Origin of the sequence: Enterobacter cloacae complex sp. IR5458 (assembly GCF_049238025.1) — a bacterium.
GTDB lineage: Bacteria > Pseudomonadota > Gammaproteobacteria > Enterobacterales > Enterobacteriaceae > Enterobacter > Enterobacter kobei.
The window spans coordinates 1-17,679 of the sequence record NZ_JBMKIF010000041.1 but is presented as its reverse complement, the minus strand read 5'-3'; the positions used below and the strand labels follow the sequence as shown (position 1 = coordinate 17,679).

16 protein-coding genes, 1 tRNA gene and 1 pseudogene are annotated in these 17,679 nt (G+C 55.3%); 4 read left to right on the top strand and 14 right to left on the bottom strand.

Features of this window, described 5'->3' with window-relative positions; translation table 11 throughout:
- Positions 1–42: 42 nt before the first annotated feature.
- From ACOTYN_RS22770 to dnaQ, 9 genes are all read right to left on the bottom strand, one after another.
- Positions 43–1,644, bottom strand: a complete 1,602-nt coding sequence (locus ACOTYN_RS22770; protein WP_032637421.1) for a gamma-glutamyltransferase family protein — start codon at positions 1,642–1,644, stop codon at positions 43–45.
- 9 nt (positions 1,645–1,653) lie between these two features.
- Positions 1,654–2,529: an ABC transporter permease gene (locus tag ACOTYN_RS22765; protein ID WP_332959155.1), complete on the bottom strand. Its 876-nt coding sequence runs from the start codon at positions 2,527–2,529 to the stop codon at positions 1,654–1,656.
- 2 nt (positions 2,530–2,531) lie between these two features.
- On the bottom strand, positions 2,532–3,473 hold the full coding sequence (locus tag ACOTYN_RS22760; protein WP_014882666.1) for an ABC transporter permease: 942 nt from the start codon (positions 3,471–3,473) through the stop codon (positions 2,532–2,534).
- Between the two features lie 18 nt (positions 3,474–3,491).
- The gene (locus tag ACOTYN_RS22755; protein WP_014882665.1) at positions 3,492–5,006 is read right to left on the bottom strand and encodes an ABC transporter substrate-binding protein; all 1,515 of its coding nucleotides are present in this window, start codon (positions 5,004–5,006) and stop codon (positions 3,492–3,494) included.
- Positions 5,007–5,008: 2 nt separating this feature from the next.
- Positions 5,009–6,091, bottom strand: a complete 1,083-nt coding sequence (locus ACOTYN_RS22750) for an ABC transporter ATP-binding protein (protein ID WP_023332156.1) — start codon at positions 6,089–6,091, stop codon at positions 5,009–5,011.
- The gene (locus tag ACOTYN_RS22745) at positions 6,088–7,101 is read right to left on the bottom strand and encodes an ABC transporter ATP-binding protein (RefSeq protein WP_032637425.1); all 1,014 of its coding nucleotides are present in this window, start codon (positions 7,099–7,101) and stop codon (positions 6,088–6,090) included. The genes ACOTYN_RS22750 and ACOTYN_RS22745 overlap by 4 nt, the downstream gene beginning before the upstream one ends.
- Entirely contained in the window at positions 7,098–7,817 is a 720-nt protein-coding gene (locus ACOTYN_RS22740) for a FadR/GntR family transcriptional regulator (RefSeq protein ID WP_014882662.1), read from the bottom strand. The genes ACOTYN_RS22745 and ACOTYN_RS22740 overlap by 4 nt, the downstream gene beginning before the upstream one ends.
- 379 nt (positions 7,818–8,196) lie before the next feature.
- Positions 8,197–8,273: transfer RNA gene (locus ACOTYN_RS22735), tRNA-Asp, on the bottom strand.
- A 132-nt stretch (positions 8,274–8,405) separates the two neighbouring features.
- Positions 8,406–9,137, bottom strand: coding sequence for a DNA polymerase III subunit epsilon (dnaQ, locus tag ACOTYN_RS22730; RefSeq protein WP_032637426.1), 732 nt, complete (start codon positions 9,135–9,137; stop codon positions 8,406–8,408).
- Here dnaQ and rnhA point away from each other — a divergent pair.
- A pseudogene (gene rnhA, locus ACOTYN_RS22725) lies at positions 9,091–9,668 on the top strand (ribonuclease HI). The gene dnaQ and the pseudogene rnhA overlap by 47 nt on opposite strands.
- Here rnhA and ACOTYN_RS22720 read toward each other — a convergent pair.
- Positions 9,669–10,385 carry a class I SAM-dependent methyltransferase gene (locus tag ACOTYN_RS22720; RefSeq protein WP_071922564.1) on the bottom strand — a complete coding sequence of 239 codons (717 nt, stop codon included), beginning with the start codon at positions 10,383–10,385 and terminating at the stop codon, positions 9,669–9,671.
- 32 nt (positions 10,386–10,417) lie between these two features.
- On the opposite strand from ACOTYN_RS22720, the gene gloB reads away from it, so the two are divergent.
- A complete protein-coding gene (gene gloB, locus ACOTYN_RS22715) occupies positions 10,418–11,176 on the top strand; it encodes a hydroxyacylglutathione hydrolase (protein WP_071922560.1) in 759 nt (252 codons plus the stop codon).
- A 68-nt stretch (positions 11,177–11,244) separates the two neighbouring features.
- Positions 11,245–12,609 (top strand): murein transglycosylase D, encoded by a 1,365-nt coding sequence (mltD, locus tag ACOTYN_RS22710; RefSeq protein ID WP_023336785.1) that lies wholly within the window; start codon positions 11,245–11,247, stop codon positions 12,607–12,609.
- A gap of 52 nt (positions 12,610–12,661) precedes the next feature.
- On the opposite strand, the gene ACOTYN_RS22705 is transcribed toward mltD, so the two are convergent.
- The 3 genes from ACOTYN_RS22705 to ACOTYN_RS22695 form a co-directional block, all read right to left on the bottom strand.
- Positions 12,662–13,435 (bottom strand): class I SAM-dependent methyltransferase, encoded by a 774-nt coding sequence (locus tag ACOTYN_RS22705; protein ID WP_071922561.1) that lies wholly within the window; start codon positions 13,433–13,435, stop codon positions 12,662–12,664.
- A gap of 76 nt (positions 13,436–13,511) precedes the next feature.
- Positions 13,512–14,312 (bottom strand): endonuclease/exonuclease/phosphatase family protein, encoded by an 801-nt coding sequence (locus tag ACOTYN_RS22700; protein ID WP_014882655.1) that lies wholly within the window; start codon positions 14,310–14,312, stop codon positions 13,512–13,514.
- A 135-nt stretch (positions 14,313–14,447) separates the two neighbouring features.
- Complete coding sequence (locus tag ACOTYN_RS22695; protein ID WP_071922562.1) at positions 14,448–15,623, bottom strand: MFS transporter; 1,176 nt, start codon at positions 15,621–15,623, stop codon at positions 14,448–14,450.
- A 104-nt stretch (positions 15,624–15,727) separates the two neighbouring features.
- Here ACOTYN_RS22695 and yafC point away from each other — a divergent pair, with 104 nt between their 5' ends.
- A complete protein-coding gene (yafC, locus tag ACOTYN_RS22690) occupies positions 15,728–16,633 on the top strand; it encodes a DNA-binding transcriptional regulator YafC (RefSeq protein ID WP_023332148.1) in 906 nt (301 codons plus the stop codon).
- Positions 16,634–16,662: 29 nt separating this feature from the next.
- On the opposite strand, the gene dkgB is transcribed toward yafC, so the two are convergent.
- A complete protein-coding gene (dkgB, locus tag ACOTYN_RS22685; protein ID WP_014882652.1) occupies positions 16,663–17,466 on the bottom strand; it encodes a 2,5-didehydrogluconate reductase DkgB in 804 nt (267 codons plus the stop codon).
- Positions 17,467–17,679: the final 213 nt, after the last annotated feature.

Below are 17,679 nucleotides of genomic sequence, written 5' to 3'. Positions count from 1 at the left end.
GGCGGCTACGCCTTACCCGGCCTACAAATGTTGATCGCGCGTTTAACTCACCAACGCCTGCCCGTCTTTGCGGCTCTCCGTCGCAGCCACGTAATGCCCTTCCGGAAGGCGATAAATCACCTGCGCACCGCCGAAGTTATAATCCTGCAGCGGATCTTCCACCACGATCTGGTGTCCGCGTTCGCGCAGCGCGGCGATAGTATTGCGATCGAATGTTGATTCGACGATCACTTCCCTGCCCTGCACCACGCGCCAGCGCGGAGCGTCAATCGCCGCCTGCGGGTTTTGCCCGTGCAGCATAATGCGCAGCGCCATCTGCATGTGTCCTTGCGCCTGCATCGGGCCGCCCATCACGCCGAAGGACATCAACGGCTTGCCGCTGCCGTCCATCGCAAAGCCCGGAATGATGGTGTGGAACGGACGCTTGCTGCCCGCCAGCGCGTTCGGATGATTAGGATCCAGCGAAAAACCACAGCCCCGGTTTTGCAGGCTAATCCCGGTGTCTGGCACCACAATCCCTGAACCAAACCCCATATAGTTGGACTGAATAAAGGAGACCATCATCCCGCTGGCATCCGCAGTGCTGATGTAGACCGTACCGCTCTGGGTGGGTGAACCGTAGACAAAATCAGAGGCGCTTTCGTGGTTGATCAGCGCCGCACGCGATTTCAGGTAATGATCGCTCAGCAGCTCTTTGGCCGCGAACGCCATATGATCTTCATCCGCCACGTAGCGGTCGAGATCCGCCAGCGCCAGCTTCATCGCTTCAATGGACAAATGCAGAGACTGCACGGAGTCCGGATGATGCTGCTCGATGCCGCACTGCTCCAGAATACCCAGCGCAATCAGCGTGGCGATCCCCTGGCCGTTTGGCGGCAGCTCCTGCACCGAACCACCCGCGAAGTCGCGTGACAGCAGGTCTACCCAGTCCACGCGGTGGCTGGCGAGATCTTCAGCCGTCAAATGCGCGCCGTGTTCTTTGGCGAAGGCGGCAATTTTCTGCGCCAGCTCGCCGCGGTAAAACGCGTCGCCGTTGGTTTTCGCTATCAGTTCCAGCGAATTCGCCTGCGCCGGATTACGGAAGATCTCCCCCACTCGCGGCGCGCGGCCTTCCGGCGCGAAGCAGGCGCTGAAGCCAGGCTGATCTTTCAGCTTGTTGTAGCCGCGCTGCCAGAGATGGCCAATCAGCGGCGAAACCGGGAAACCGTTTCGCGCATAGTCAATGGCTGGCTGCGCCAGCGTTGTCAGAGGCAGCGTGCCGAAACGCTCTGCCAGTGCAACCCAGCCGGATACCGCACCGGGCACGGTCACGGCGTCCCAGCCGATTTCGGGTACCGCCGTTTTTCCGGCAAAGAGATCCGCATGCCAGCTGGCCGGTGAGCGCCCCGACGCGTTCAGACCGTGAAGTTTTTCACCGTCCCAGACGATGGCAAAGGCATCACTGCCGATCCCGTTACCGGTCGGCTCGACTACCGTCAGCGCCATCGCGGTGGCAATCGCCGCATCAACAGCATTACCGCCCAGCTGCAGCATTTTCATTCCTGCCTGCGCCGCCAGCGGTTGCGAAGTGGCAACGGCGTTATGGCCCATCATCGGAGGGCGTCGTGATTCGTAACCGGACGTAAAATCAAGCGCTTTAGTCATCATGACTCCTTAGTCGTGGCGCGGATCGAGCGCATCGCGCAGCCCGTCGCCAAGTAAATTAAAGCCCTGCACGGCAAGGAAAATTGCCACGCCGGGGAAAACGGACATCCACGGCGCCTGCTCAAGAAAACCTTTCGCGGTGTTGAGCATTGACCCCCAGGACGGATAGGGCGGCTGCTGCCCCAACCCTAAAAACGACAGGCTGGCTTCGGCGATAATCGCCGAGGCAATCGCCAGCGTGGCCTGCACCAGGATCGGTGACATCACGTTGGGCAGCACGTATTTGATGATGATCCAGCGATCCGGCAGGCCAATCGCCCGCGCGCCGTCGATGTACTCTTCGTTGCGGATGGCGATCACCTGCCCACGCGTCAGACGGGCGAAGATCGGCATCGCGGAAAGGCCAATGGCGATCATCGCGTTGGTCAGGCTTGGGCCTAAAAATGCCCCCAGCGCGATCGCCATGATCAGAAACGGGCAGGCCAGCAGCGCTTCAATGAAGCGCGAGATCACCCCATCCCACATCTTCTGGAAATACCCCGCTACCAGCCCCAGCGGCACGCCGATCGCTACCGCGATAACGACCGACATACAGCCCGCCATCAGCGAGGTTCTCGCCCCCCAGATAATGCGGGATAAAATGTCGCGCCCCAGCTCGTCGGTGCCGAACCAGTACATTGCCGACGGCGCTTTACGCACCGCGAGGAAGTTGGCTTTGACCGGGTCGAACGGGGCAATCCACGGCGCCAGTAGCGCCACCAGCACAAAGAAGCCCACCACCACCGCGCCAATCACCGCACTTTTATTGGCGAGGAATTTCTTTAGCACCCGGTTTTGCGCGCGCGGCAGCGCGGGCACAGCGGTTTGCGTCGTCAGTTCCGCCATGGTTAACCTCGCATTTTCGGGTTGATAAGAACGTAGAGCACGTCAGCCAGCAGGTTGAGCAGCAGGAAGCCGATCGCCACGATCAGCACCACGCCCTGCACCACCGCGTAGTCTCGGTTAAATACCGAATCGACGATCATCTTGCCGAAGCCGGGAATGGTGAAGACCTGCTCGGTCAGCACCGCACCGCCCAGAAGCTCACCAAACAGCAGCGTCGTAAGGGTGATCACCGGCACCAGCGCATTGCGAAACGCGTGCTTTAAGATCACCGCTTTCGGCAGTAATCCTTTCGCGCGCGCGGTGCGGATGTAATCCGCTTTCAGGACCGCAATCATCGATGCTCGGGTATGGCGCATCAGCGTCGCCGCCAGCCCTGTTCCGAGAACGGCTGCGGGCAGCAGCAGCGTGCGCAGGTTTTGCACCGGATCCTCACTGAACGGTACATAGCCGGACGCGGGAAGCCACTGCAGGTTCACTGAGAAGACCAGAATCAGCAGGATCCCCAGCCAGAAATGGGGGATCGAGATCCCCGAGATCGCCACAAAGTTCGCCCCGTGATCGACCCAACTGTTTTTGTTCACTGCCGCGAGGATCCCCATGCTAATGCCAAATACCAGCGCGATAATCATCGCCAGTAGCGACAGCTCCAGCGTCACCGGCAGCTTACTGGCAATCAGCTGCGTCACCGGTTCGTGCGTGCGTAAGGAGACCCCCAGGTCGCCCTGCAATGCGCGCGTTAACCAGTTGAAATACTGCACAGGAATGGGCGCATCCAGATTGAGCTCAGCACGCAGCTGGGCGATAACCGCCGGATCGCGCTCCTCCCCGGCCATGGCGATCAGCGGGTCGCCGGGCAGCAGTTTTTGCAGGCCAAACACCATCATGCTCACCAGCAGCAGGGTCGGGATGGCCAGCAGCAGACGTTTGCAAATCAGTTCCAGCATGGGTTCTCCTCAGGACGTTTATTTCGCCAGCGTCAAACCCGCCAGACGCACGATGCCGTCCGGGTAAGGCTTAAAGCCCTGCACGCGCTTGTTCAGACCAAAAATGCGCGGCTCGAAGTAGAGGTAGGCAATCGGCATGTCGGTTTGCAGCTGTTTCACCACCTTGTCATACAGCGGCTGGCGTGCGGCCTGGTCGGTGCTCTGGCGCGCCTGAGTCAGCCATTCGTCGACCTGCGCGTTGCTGTAGCGTCCGTCATTCAGAGTGCCTTTGCTATGGACAAAGCCGTAGATGCTGCCGTCCGGGTCCGGGCGGCCCGACCAGCCGGAGAAACTGAGCTGATAATCACCACTCTGCTGACGATCCAGCAGCGTCGCGAATTCGGTCATCTGCAGGTTGAGCGTGAAGCCGGCCTCGGCAACCATTGCCTGCAGAACCTGACCCACCTGCTGCGAGGTCGGGTTGTTCGGCACCAGCAGGTTGACGGTCAGCGGCGTGGTGACGCCTGCCGCTTTGAGCAGCGCTTTGGCTTTATCGACGTCACGGGGCGGAACCGGCAAATTGACGTGATACGGGCTCACCGTGGAAAACGCCTGGTTTGCCGGCGTGTATAGCCCTTCAAAGACCACCTGATTTAGCGCATCACGGTCGATGGCCTGCGAAAATGCCTCGCGTACGCGGGCATCTCTGAACGGATCGTTCGCCGGGACCTTGCCGTTGTTGATGTTGAAGGTAATGCCCTGGTAACCCAGACCCGTTACCTTCGCCAGCGCCAGCTTGCTGTCGGCTTCAACGGTTTTAACGTCGCTGGCCGCAATGCCTTCGGTCAGGTCGAGATCGCCTGCCCGCAGGTTCGCGAGGCGCACGGAGGCGTCCGGGATCGGCAGATAAATAATTTTGTCGAAGTGGTAGGCGTCTTTATTCCAGTAATTGTCGAAGCGAGTCAGAACAATGCGGTCCTGGGACACGCGGCTGTCAAACTTATAAGGACCGGAACAGACCGGATGGGCGGCAAAGTCAGGCTTTTTCGCCGCGTCGGGTGCCATCATCGCGCCCGCGCGGTCAGTCAGCTGCATCAGCAGCGCGGCGTCAGGGGTTTTCAGGTGCAGCGCAATCTGCATCGGACCGGTGACCTCTACCGATTCCACCGAGGAGATCTCGCTTTTGCGCAGGGAGCCTTTTAGGGTCAACGCACGGTCGAGGTTGTATTTCGCAGCAGCGGCGTCGAATTTCTCGCCGTCATGGAAGGTCACCCCCTCACGGAGATCCATGGTCAGCGTTTTGCCGTCATCGCTCCAGGCCCACGACTTCGCCAGACCTGGCACCACTTTCAGATGCTCGTCGACATCCACCAGCCTGTCGCACAGGGAAGCAAAGACAAAGCGGCCATAGTAGGTGCGCGCCAGATGCGGGTCGAGCATGTCCGGGTCAGCTCCCAGACCAATTCGCAGCACGCTTTCAGAATGGGCGGGCAGCGCCGCGCCAAGCAACATAACACTTCCCAGTACGGTCAAAAGAGAATTACGCATTGTCATTATCATGAGTTCCTTGAAGGAAGGGAGGAGTGAGTGGCCGCGTGTTCAAACAGCGCGCGGCGGCGCAGAAAAGCTGCGGATGGCGGTGCTATCTGAATAACACTGCGATCGCGATTGATGTCCTGCCAGCGGTGACAGGCGACCTGACGTCCACCGTCCAGCACCTGATTAATCGGCTCAACCTGACGGCATTCATCGGTAACATACGGGCAGCGGGTATGGAAACGGCAGCCGGACGGAGGGCTCGCCGGGTTCGGCAGATCCCCCTGCAGCAGCGGTGCGTCGCGTTCAATGCCCGGCTGCATCTGTGGTGCCGAGGCGATCAGTGCCTGGGTATAAGGGTGCAGCGGGGCGTCAAAGATCTCGTCGACGGTCGCAAGTTCAACGATTTGCCCGAGATACATGACCGCCACGCGGTCGCTCATATGGCGAATCACCGCCAGGCCGTGGGCGACGATCACCATCGTCAGCCCCAGCTGGTGCTTCAGGCTTTCCAGCAAATTGACGACCTGCGCCTGGACGGAAACATCCAGCGCAGAGACGGGTTCATCGCCAAGCAACAGTTTTGGTCCCGAGGCCAGCGCGCGCGCAATGCCGATACGCTGGCGCTGGCCGCCGGAAAACTCGTGCGGATAGCGCCCGGACCAGGCGGCAGGCAGGCCAACGGTTTTGAGGAGTTCGGCGACGCGATACTGTCGGTCGGCTTTCTTCATATTCTGGTGCAGCCACAGCGGCTCACCGACGATCTGCTCCACCGTCATGCGCGGGTTCAGCGAGGCAAACGGATCCTGGAAAATAATTTGCAGCTCACGCCGGAGCTGGTTCAGACGGGCGCCCGAGGCGTCGGTAATCTCCTCCCCCTGGTAAAACACTCGCCCTTCACTGGCGGCGAGCAGGCGCAGCAGCAGACGCCCAAGGGTGGATTTGCCGGAGCCAGACTCGCCGACAATTGCCAGCGTTTCACCCGGCATCACGGCAAGCGAAACGCGATCGACCGCCGTAACAAACCGGGCCGGTGAAAAGAGTTTTTTCGGACCTGGGAAGCGCTTGCTGAGGTCGCGGGCTTCAAGAATTGGCGTAGTCATGCGGTCTCTCCCAGGGCAATGTGGTGTTCGAGCGGCACGCGGAAGCAGGCGACCTGATGACCCGCGCCGAGCGTGTTGAGCGGCGGTTTTTCATCATGGCAGCGAGACTGCGCAAACGGGCAGCGCGTCGCAAAACGACAGCCTTTCGGCATGGATTCCGGGAGCGGGACCGACCCGGGAATGGTGGAGAGCTGGCCTTTACGTGCGCCCAGCGAAGGGATTGAGCCCATCAGGCCGATGGTGTACGGGTGCTGCGGGTCGGCAAAGATGGCCTCGACGCTCCCCTGCTCCACCACCTGCCCGGCATACATTACCGCCACCTGCTGGGCGACTTCGGCCACCACGCCTAAATCGTGGGTGATCATCAGGACCGCCGTTCCGGTTTCTTCTTTGAGGATGTTGAGCAAGGTGAGGATTTGCGCCTGGATGGTGACGTCGAGCGCGGTAGTCGGTTCATCGGCAATCAGTAATTTAGGATGGTTGATCAGCGCCATGGCAATCATCACACGCTGGCGCATACCGCCGGAAAGCTGATGCGGGTAAGCCTTGAGGCGCATCTCCGCCGCGGGGATCTGCACCTTCTCGAGGATCTGCAGCGCGACCTTCATCGCCTCTGTGCGGGAAACGCTCTGGTGACGCATGACCGCTTCACTGAGCTGATCGCCTAATGTGAAAGCGGGATTGAGCGAGGTCATTGGCTCCTGGAAAATCATCGCCAGCTCGCTGCCGCGCAAATCGGCATAGTCCCGCGGCGAGAGCTTTCGCAGATCGTGACGGCGAAACTGCATTTCTCCGCTGACAATCTGCGCGCTGGCGGGCAGTAATCCCATCAGCGCCAGTGAGGTGATACTTTTCCCGCAGCCGGACTCTCCCACCAGCGCCAGCGTCTCGCCTGCTTTGACCGTCAGGGAAATGCCGTCCAGTACGCTAACCGGCGAGCCGGAAAATTTAACGTTGAGATTATTCAGCCGAAGTACAGGCGTGGTGTCCTTAAACGGGATCGTCGTCATAGCGTGAAGTCGTCCTCAAGGTGGATCGCCTGAATCAGGGCGGTTTGCAGGCTAAGCAGGTGTTCGCGCATGGCGGCAGCTGCTTCATTAGGCTGGCGATGGATAATCGCAGACATGATCTTGTGATGGTGGTCGTTATAACTATCGACACGTTCGGGCGTGCGGGCTAATTCGCGCAGATGCTGCCAGCCCGGTTCGCGCCGCACGGCATCAATCGCGTCAAACAGGCCGAGCATCAGGCGGTTGCCCGCAGCCTCGGCAATAGCGCGGTGAAAGGCGCTATCCCACAGTTCGTTGAGATCGCGGTCATCCGGGCTGACCTTGTCGATGCGTTCCAGCATGCGCTGCATGAGCGCGAGGTTTTCCCTGGTGGCACGCAGTGCCGCAAGCCGGGCTAAGCCGGGTTCGAGCTGTAGACGAGCTTCCATGACTTCCAGCAGGTTGGTTTGCTGAACCAATCCCTGAAGCGCCAGCGGTTCAACAGGGGCTGCGGGACCAATAAAGGTGCCTTTACCCTGTTTACGCCAGATCCGTCCTTCCTCTTCCAGCACATCCAGCGCGCGACGCACTTCGCGTCGTCCTACGCCGAGAGTTTCCGACAGCTCACGTTCCGTGGGCAGCGGAGTGCCTGGTGTTGACTCATGCTGGTTGATAAGCCCGCGCAACTGCTCAAGCGCGGTACTGGAATTGGCCAGAAACCGTGACGGTTTTTCCATATTGGTTCGCTCGCTATCATCATTATTTTCTTTTTATTAACGATAAGTTATTGATATGGCATGAACCTTATCGTGCTAATGATTAAGCAATAACCGAACCAATTATTTATTGGTTCAAAAACTTTCACGATATCAACTGTAAGCGAATGATTTCATGAAAATTTTTTTTACAAAGCGACACAGTCTGATGAAGGCCAAAAAGTGGCTGGGCGAAAGAATGCACAAACACAGTGCAAATAACGCACTAATGCTGTGCAAATGTTAATTAATTGCACCACATAAATTAACATTTTGTTAATGAAAAGAAAGGCGGATAAAAGACACAGGCTGTTGAAACGACGAAGGCCTGAATCATTTCTGATTCAGGCCTTCTGAATAGTGGCGGAACGGACGGGACTCGAACCCGCGACCCCCTGCGTGACAGGCAGGTATTCTAACCGACTGAACTACCGCTCCACTGTTCCCGTTTGGGGAACGAGGCGCATATTACGGTGTGCCTCCGATCTCGTCAACGCTTTTTCTCACGTTTTGAATCGTTTGCTGCAAAAATCGCCCAACCGATGATTTTACAGACATTATGGCGTTTTTTCAGGCGCGCCACATACAGCTGCCGCCCTTCTTCTGTACCAGATCGAGACGGGATTCATGGTTAAGTAACTCTTCATCACTGGCTAAAACAACCCGTAAACGACTTGCCTGACGGACCACGCGCTGGATGCCCGCTTCGCCCTGCGTCTGCTGCGACTCATTTTCCATGCTGAATTTCATCGACGTCTGACCGCCGGTCATCGCCAGATAGACATCAGCCAGAATCTGGGCATCGAGAAGTGCCCCGTGCAGCGTTCGCTTGGTGTTGTCTATTTCATAACGTGAACAGAGTGCATCGAGGCTGTTACGCTTGCCGGGAAACATCTTCCTCGCCAGCGCCAGGCTATCGGTCACTTTGCAGAAGGTATTGGTTTTCGGAATATCGCGATGGAGCTTACTAAACTCATAGTCCATAAAGCCGATATCGAACGACGCGTTATGGATGATTAACTCAGCGCCTTTGATGTAGTCGAGAAACTCGTCTGCCACCTCGGCGAAGGTCGGTTTATCCAGCAAGAACTCATCGGCAATACCGTGAACGCCAAACGCTTCTGGATCCACCAGCCGATCGGGTTTGAGGTAGACGTGGAAGTTGTTCCCCGTGAGACGACGGTTCACCACTTCAACGGCACCGATCTCAATGATCTTGTGCCCTTCGTAGTGCGCGCCGATCTGGTTCATACCGGTGGTTTCGGTATCGAGGACAATCTGGCGAGTAATTGCAGTGCTCATAGCGGTCATTTATGTCAGACTTATCGTTTAACTGAACGTTTCAATACAGGAAGTCTACCAGAGATGCGTAAACAGGTAGAAATTTTCACCGATGGATCTTGTCTCGGGAACCCAGGACCCGGCGGCTACGGCGCGATTATGCGCTATCGTCAGCATGAGAAAACTTTTAGCGAAGGGTATTTCCTGACCACCAACAACCGTATGGAGTTGATGGCGGCCATTGTGGCGCTGGAAGCCTTAAAAGAACACTGCGACGTGGTGTTGAGTACGGATAGCCAGTACGTGCGACAGGGTATCACCCAGTGGATCCACAACTGGAAAAAACGCGGCTGGAAAACTGCAGATAAGAAGCCCGTGAAGAACGTCGATCTCTGGAAGCGCCTTGATGCGGCACTGGGCCAGCACGAGATTAAGTGGGAGTGGGTTAAAGGCCACGCCGGCCACCCGGAAAACGAGCGCTGCGATGAACTGGCGCGCGCGGCGGCCTCAAATCCGGCCCATGAGGATACTGGCTACCAGCCTGAATCCTGATCAGGGTTTTCTGTACTGCCGCGTTGCGCCAACGGTCTGGCGGATGGGCGTTTTCGATTTGCTCTGCTTCATGGGGTTAAGCGTCAGAGGGATGGTTCGCTTACGCGCGACGATAAACTGCATGCAGCCTAATGCGGGCAAATGCGTACTCAATAAAACTCCCCCCTGACGTGCCCACGGCAGTACCTGAAAACCGCCATAGTTGAGCACTTCAAAGTTGAGCAGTGACAGCCAGTCGAGCTGGCGCATCATGGTGAACATCCGGCTGTTATAGGGTGGTGTTCGGCGCAAGACAGGCACCAGCTTACGTAATCCCATCAGACTCATCGGATTAAAACCGCTGAGTATCAGCCAGCCGTCATCAATCAGCACGCGATCGGCTTCACGCAGCATACGATGAGGATCGCTGCACCAGGGCAGCGCGTGGGCAAGAAGACACGCATCTACGGATTTTTCCGCAAACGGCAGATGCAATGGGTCAGCCTTCACCTGAACCGGCGATCCGCCGAGAGAGACATTGACCTGATGTGAGATGGCGCAGCTTTCGGTATTGATTTCTGCGCTGAGATTGCCAATCTTAAGCAGGTGAAAGCCATACATTTTCGCGAGCCAGGGCTTCAGCTGTTGCTCAAGCGCCTCGCGATAGTATTCACCCCAGGGCAATTCCGCCCAACGTTCCGGTGCTGCGACAGTCTGAGGTATCCTTGCCGGTTTCATCAAAACACCCGCCACGCTATAAGAGGTAATGTATGAATCTTATCAGTATTCCTGCTTTTCAGGACAATTACATCTGGGTTTTGGTCGATAACGATCGTCGATGCGTCATTGTCGATCCCGGCGAATCCGCCCCTGTGCTTGATGCAATAAAGGAGAACGGCTGGCAGCCAGAAGCCATTCTGTTGACGCACCATCATAACGATCACACTGGCGGCGTGCCGGAACTGCGCGCTCATTTTCCGCATCTTGTGGTTTACGGACCGGCTGAGACACAAGATAAGGGAACGACGCAAGTAGTCCAGGAGGGCGAAAATATCCACATCCGTGAGTGGGAGTTTTCCGTATTTGCTACGCCAGGTCACACTTTGGGACATCTGTGTTTCTACAGTAAACCTTATCTTTTTTGTGGCGACACCCTCTTCTCAGGCGGTTGCGGAAGACTTTTTGAAGGCACACCAGAACAGATGTATCAGTCTTTACAAAAGATTAATGCTTTACCCGATGACACACTTATTTGTTGTGCCCATGAGTATACATTAGGGAATATGAAGTTTGCGGTGAGCCTCTTACCCGAGGATCGGGCGATTCAGGATTATTATCACAAAGTGAAGGAGTTACGTGCAAAAAACCAAAATACACTACCCGCAATTCTGAAAAATGAGCGCCGAATTAATTTATTTCTGCGAACAGATGATATTGATTTAATTAATAAAATTAACCAAGAAACAAATTTGCAACAACCAGAACAGCGATTTGCATGGTTAAGGTCAAAGAAAGACAACTTCAGATAAATGCGGGTTGCCTTTTCAAAATTTCGCCGTTATCATCGCTCGTCTTTTAAGCAACTATTGACACACACATGAAGGCAAAAGCGATATTACTCGCCTCTGTCCTGCTTGTAGGTTGCCAGTCGCAGAACGGCAGCAACGTACAACAGCACGCACAGAGCCTTTCTGCAGCTGGTCAAGGGGAAGCAGGGAAGTTTACAAGTTCGGCGCGCTGGATGGACGATGGGACATCTTTCGCGCAGGAGCAAGACTTGTGGACCTCTATTGGCGACGAGCTAAAGATGGGAATTCCGGAAAACAGCCGGATTCGCGAACAGAAGCAGAAGTATTTAAGAAATAAGAGCTATCTCCACGATGTAACGTTACGGGCAGAGCCGTATATGTACTGGATAGCCGGGCAAGTTAAGAAACGTAACATGCCTATGGAGCTGGTACTCCTACCCATAGTGGAGAGCGCTTTTGACCCACACGCGACGTCTGGCGCCAATGCCGCAGGCATTTGGCAGATCATTCCGAGCACCGGGCGAAACTATGGTCTGAAACAGACCCGCAACTATGATGCGCGTCGGGATGTTGTCGCTTCAACGACAGCCGCTCTCGACATGATGCAACGTCTGAATAAGATGTTTGACGGCGACTGGCTGTTAACGGTCGCGGCGTATAATAGTGGCGAGGGTCGTGTACTGAAGGCAATGAAAGCGAATAAAGCACGGGGTAAATCCACCGATTTTTGGTCGCTCTCACTGCCACAGGAAACGAAGATTTACGTACCGAAAATGCTGGCCTTGAGCGATATTCTCAAGAACAGCAAGCGTTACGGTGTACAACTGCCAACACCAGACGAAAGTCGTGCACTGGCGCGCGTTCGCCTCAGCAACCCTGTGGATATTCAACAGGTTGCTGATATGACGGGTATGTCGGTAAGTAAACTTAAAACCTTTAATGCAGGCGTTAAAGGCTCAACGCTGGGGGCTAGCGGCCCGCAGTATGTGATGGTTCCGCAGAAACATGCTGAGCAATTGCGTGAGTCTTTAGCATCGGGTGAGATTGCCGCCGTTCAGTCAACGCTGATCGCCGATGCTTCATCCGTTAACAGCCGCAGCTATAAGGTGCGTTCAGGTGATACGCTTTCTGGCATTGCATCACGTCTTGGCGTGACGGCGAAAGATCTGCAGCAGTGGAATAATCTGCGCAGCTCAGGTCTGAAAGTGGGTCAAACTCTGACGGTAGGCGCAGGTAGCAGCGCACAGCGTCTCGCCAGCAACAGCGATAGCATCACTTATCGCGTACGCAAAGGCGATTCACTGTCCAGTATCGCAAAACGACATGGCGTGAACATCAAAGATGTAATGCGCTGGAACAATGATACTGACAATCTGAAACCAGGCGACCAGTTGACGTTGTTTGTGAAGAACAGCGCCACGCCAGACTCCTGATTACACGATCGAAAGATAAAAAGGCACCGATTCCCCTCGGTGCCTTTTTTGTTTATCCCACTTTTTGCGCTTCAGCCATGATGGTATCGCTGGTAAACGATCCATCCTCCCGCAATTCAAAGTACGCTTTTACCTCAGCAGAGGCACTCTCCTGATAGAGGCGAATCGCCTGACTTAATGCTTCCGGGGTACGCATACGGGCAATCCACGAAGGGTATTCCAGCTGCAAACGGTCTGTTGTTAACGTTCGGGTAATCAACCCCGCTTCAGTGATAAGCGATAACCACTCTCCGCTGGAGTAGTTTTGTACGTGGGAAGTATCACGCAGCGCTTCTACTGTCTGCAGCCAGATATCGCGCACCGGATGCCCGGGAGACATCACATCCATAATAATGAAGATCCCGCCCGGCTTCAGGACACGTTTGACTTCACGTAACGCCTGGCCGACATCATGCCAGTGGTGCGCGGAATAACGGCTAATCACCATCTCAAACGAGGCATCATCAAACGGTAAGGACTCGGCGTACCCCTGGCGCGTATCCACGTTGCTCAGCCCTTTCTCTCTCGCCGCCTCAGCAACAACATCCAGCATCTGACTGGATAAGTCATACGCGGTGACCTTCGCCACCTGCTGCGCAGCCGTAAAGCTGGCATGCCCTGCCCCACAGCCTAAATCCAGCACGTGCGCCTGCGGGAATGCTGCCAGACGTTCGCCGAGACGCAGCAGGTCACGGCCTGAAGCATGCACGGCGCTGGTCAGATAGGCATTTGCCTGGGAGCCAAACTGTTTTTCTACGTTGTCATGATGGGAGTGTGTTGTTGTCATCGTACTGTCCTTTGTTGGTTAAAAATAAAAGGGCAGCACCCGCGCAGGCCTGCCCCACGGCAGACCTGACACACCATTATTTATCAGGTTTGCCGGGACTGAATTCGACTAGTAGAGGGTTGTGATCGGAGGCGCGCGTGACCAGAACAGAGGCATCATGCACGCTCAGACCACGATAGAAGACAAAATCGAGAGGTCGACCAAAGGCTTTTTTACGCTGATCGTCACTAAAACGGACTTCACGCAGAGACATTTCACGCGCAAAGCGATACAGCGCATTCATGCGCGGACGACTCCAGGCATTGAAATCACCGGCCATAATGATAGGCCCGCTGTGGTGGGCAATTTGATCGCCAATGGGAAGTAACTGCTTACTGTACACATCCACGCCCAGGCTGAAATTTACCGCGTGGATGTTCACCACCATCAGCATCCGGGTATCCGGCAGCGGATAGACGGTCACCAGCGCCGATTTCGCCAGACGCAGTATAGGCTCGCGCTCACGCAGCGGGCAGCAGTAAACCGGGTGTGCTGAAGAGAGGGTCATCACGCCTGAAGGATGTTGCGGCAGGACAAACGCCGGCACCTGGTCGGCAGCAAGATAGTTCGTTGTGGCAAACCGAACCAGTTCAGGTGTGGTTTGCGCCTCCTGAAGCAGAACCAGATGAGCATCTTTACCAAAATTCTTGAGTACCGATAACCACTCCGCACGCTGCTGCTTAAAGATATTCCAGACCAGTACCCGAATTTTGTCATCGCTGCTTAACGGTGTCCCTGCGGGTAATGCCTGGCTTATGCTCGCAAACGACCCCGGAGGCAAGATCCTCTCCGCGGGCATTCCGGCAACATAACGCATGGCATAGGTATTTTTTCGCACTTTTGGAAACGGCCTCTGTAACATGAACCAGCCCGAAAACGGACTGGTTCTAATGTTATAGGGACTTTAGGTCACACTTTCAACGCAATTTCTGAGAAACCGCTTTCCAGTTTTGTAAGCAAGCACTTACTGATGTTATCCCAGTGCTACGCGAGTAGGTTTATCGAGGCGGCCACTCAGCCCTATCAGCAGGAAAGCGACAAGGACGATCACCGCACCAATCCAGGGAGTCTGGGTTAATCCAAAGTGTTCGACGGTTTGTCCGCCAATAATGGAGCCCAGCGCGATCCCAATATTGAACGCGGCAATGTTCAGTCCGGATGCCACATCCACGGCGTTTGGCGTATAGAGCTCCGCTTTCTGAACAACATAAACCTGAAGCCCGGGCACGTTGCCAAAAGCGAAGACACCCATTACCAGTACCGTGATCAGTGCGGCGTATTGCATGGAAGCCGTGAACTGGAATATCAACAGCAGAACCACCAGGGCGGCGAAGATAAATTTCAGCGCCGGAACCGCACCATGTTTATCTGCAAGCTTGCCGCCCCAGATATTGCCAATCGCCACGGAAATACCGTATCCCAGCAAAATCCAGCTCACGGCACTCGGGGAGAAGCCTGCCAGGTCCTGCATCATCGGTGCCAGGAAGGTGAAGGCGGTAAATACGCCTCCATAGCCCAGAGCCGTGACCGCGTAGATGATCAGCAAACGCGGATGGGTAAGCACCTTTAGCTGATCGCTCAGGCTGGCGCTGGCCCGGCCTGGAATAGTCGACGGTACCAGCAGCAGGCTAGCAACAAGGGCAATAACCCCCAATAAGGAGACGGCCAGAAACGTCTCACGCCAGCCGAAGTGCTGTCCGATAAACGTGCCTAGCGGCACGCCCGTAACGAGTGCGACGGTCAGTCCACCAAACATGATCGCAATAGCTGAGGCTGCTTTCTCTTTGGGGACCAGGCTGGTTGCAATGGTGGAACCAATTGAGAAGAACACGCCGTGTGCAAGGCCGGTCAACAGACGGGCAATCACCAGGATGGTGTAGTCCGGTGCCTGCCAGGCCAGAATGTTACCGGCGGTGAACAACACCATCAACGCAACTAACAGCTGCTTACGCGGAAAACGTCCGGTCAGAGCCGTCAGCACAGGCGCACCGACGGCGACGCCCAGGGCGTAGATTGACACCAGCAATCCGGCGGAAGGCAGCGAGATCGCAAGCTGGTTAGCAATGGTGGGAACCAGTCCCACGATAACAAATTCGGTCGTGCCAATTGCAAAGGCACTGATCGTCAGGGCAAGTAGCGCCAGTGGCATAAAATACTCCGTATCATCAGGATTAAGATGACAGGCAGTATGCGCCAGTGCTTAAATAACAAAAATGGTCAAAATATCAATAGAATTTTGCAGGTGGTGCAACAATGAAAGCAACGTCAGAAGAGCTGACAATCTTTGTCGCCGTTGTTGAAAGCGGTAGCTTTAGCCGGGCAGCCGAACAGCTGGGACAGGCTAACTCGGCCATCAGCCGCTCAGTGAAAAAGCTGGAGATGAAGCTTGGGGTGAGCCTGCTCAACCGGACGACGCGGCAACTGAGCCTGACGGAAGAAGGAGAGCGTTATTTCCGCCGCGTGCAGTCGGTGCTGCAGGAGATGGCTGCAGCTGAGACAGAAATTATGGAAAGCCGCAGCACGCCGCGGGGATTGCTGCGCATTGATGCGGCCACGCCGGTAGTACTGCACTTTCTGATGCCGCTGATCAAACCTTTTCGTGAACGCTATCCGGAGATGACGCTTTCTTTGGTCTCATCAGAGACGTTTATCAACCTCATCGAGCGTAAAGTGGATGTGGCTATCCGGGCCGGTACACTGACCGATTCAAGCTTGCGCGCCCGCCCGCTGTTTGCCAGCTACCGCAAAATTATCGCGTCGCCGCAGTACATTGCTGAGCATGGTAAACCGGAGACCGTAGAAGAGTTGAAGCAGCATCTTTGTCTGGGCTTTACGGAACCGGTATCACTGAACACCTGGCCTGTCGCCTGTCGTGATGGTCAGCTTCATGAAATTACCAGTGGGTTATCGTCAAACAGTGGAGAAACGCTAAAGCAACTGTGTCTTGAAGGGAACGGCATCGCGTGCCTGTCTGACTATATGATAGATAAGGAGATTGCACGAGGTGAACTGGTGGAACTGATGGCGGATAAACGTTTGCCGGTCGAGATGCCTTTTAGCGCAGTGTATTACAGTGACAGAGCGGTGAGTACGCGGATTCGTGCTTTTATTGACTTCCTGAGTGAACATATAAAGACAGCTCCCGGAGGAGCTGTATGAGGGTTAAGGTGACAGAGGGTTAGTGAAACTTAATCCCAGTCAGGCGCTAAACCTTCCGGGCTGACCAGGCGATCGTTGCACTCCAGTGCTGCGATCGCTTTTTTATCGTCATCATCCAGATGAAGGTCGACCGCTGACAGGTTGCTGGCCAGGTTTACACGTTTGGTTGACGATGGGATCACGGCATAACCTTCGCCCATTGCCCATGCCAGAATGACCTGTGCCGGAGTCGCGTTATGTTTTTCTGCAATACGTATAATCGCCTCATCTTTCAGCGCCTTACCATAAGCCAGCGTCATGTATGACGTGATGTGGATACCGTGCTGCTTTGCCCAGTCCACGACTTTATGGTTTTGCAGATAAGGTGAAAGTTCAATCTGGTTGGTCGCGATATTTTCTGCACCTACTGCGGCAATGGCTTTTTCCATCAGCGGAATGGTGAAGTTTGAAATACCGATTTCACGCGTTAATCCCTGCTTTTTCGCTTCCATCAGCGCCTGCATGAACTCTTCTACAGAAACGGCATCGTTTGGTGATGGCCAGTGGATCAGCGTCAGGTCCACGTAGTCAGTACGCAGCTTTTTCAGACTCTCTTTCAGGCTAGGGAGCAGTTTGTCTTTGCTGAGGTTTTCAATCCAGATTTTGGTGGTGATAAATATCTCGTTACGCGGTACACCACTCTCTTCAATGGCCTGTCCAACGGCAGCTTCATTTTCATAGATCTGTGCCGTATCAATTGCGCGATAGCCTAACTCGAGTGCCGTTTTAACAGATGCGATAACAACGTCGTCTTTCAGGCGGAAAGTGCCCAGACCAAATGCAGGGAGAGTCATAGTATTCCTCAATCATTATGTTCGTAAACTGAGGAGGATTATCGCTGGCGTTGTTATATTGAAAAAGATCGTAAAACGCAGAGGATTTTTGCTCATTTCGCAATAATCAAACAGCAGATAAGAAAAAAGCCCTGAGCGTTAACTCAGGGCTTTCAATAAGTGGCGGAACGGACGGGACTCGAACCCGCGACCCCCTGCGTGACAGGCAGGTAT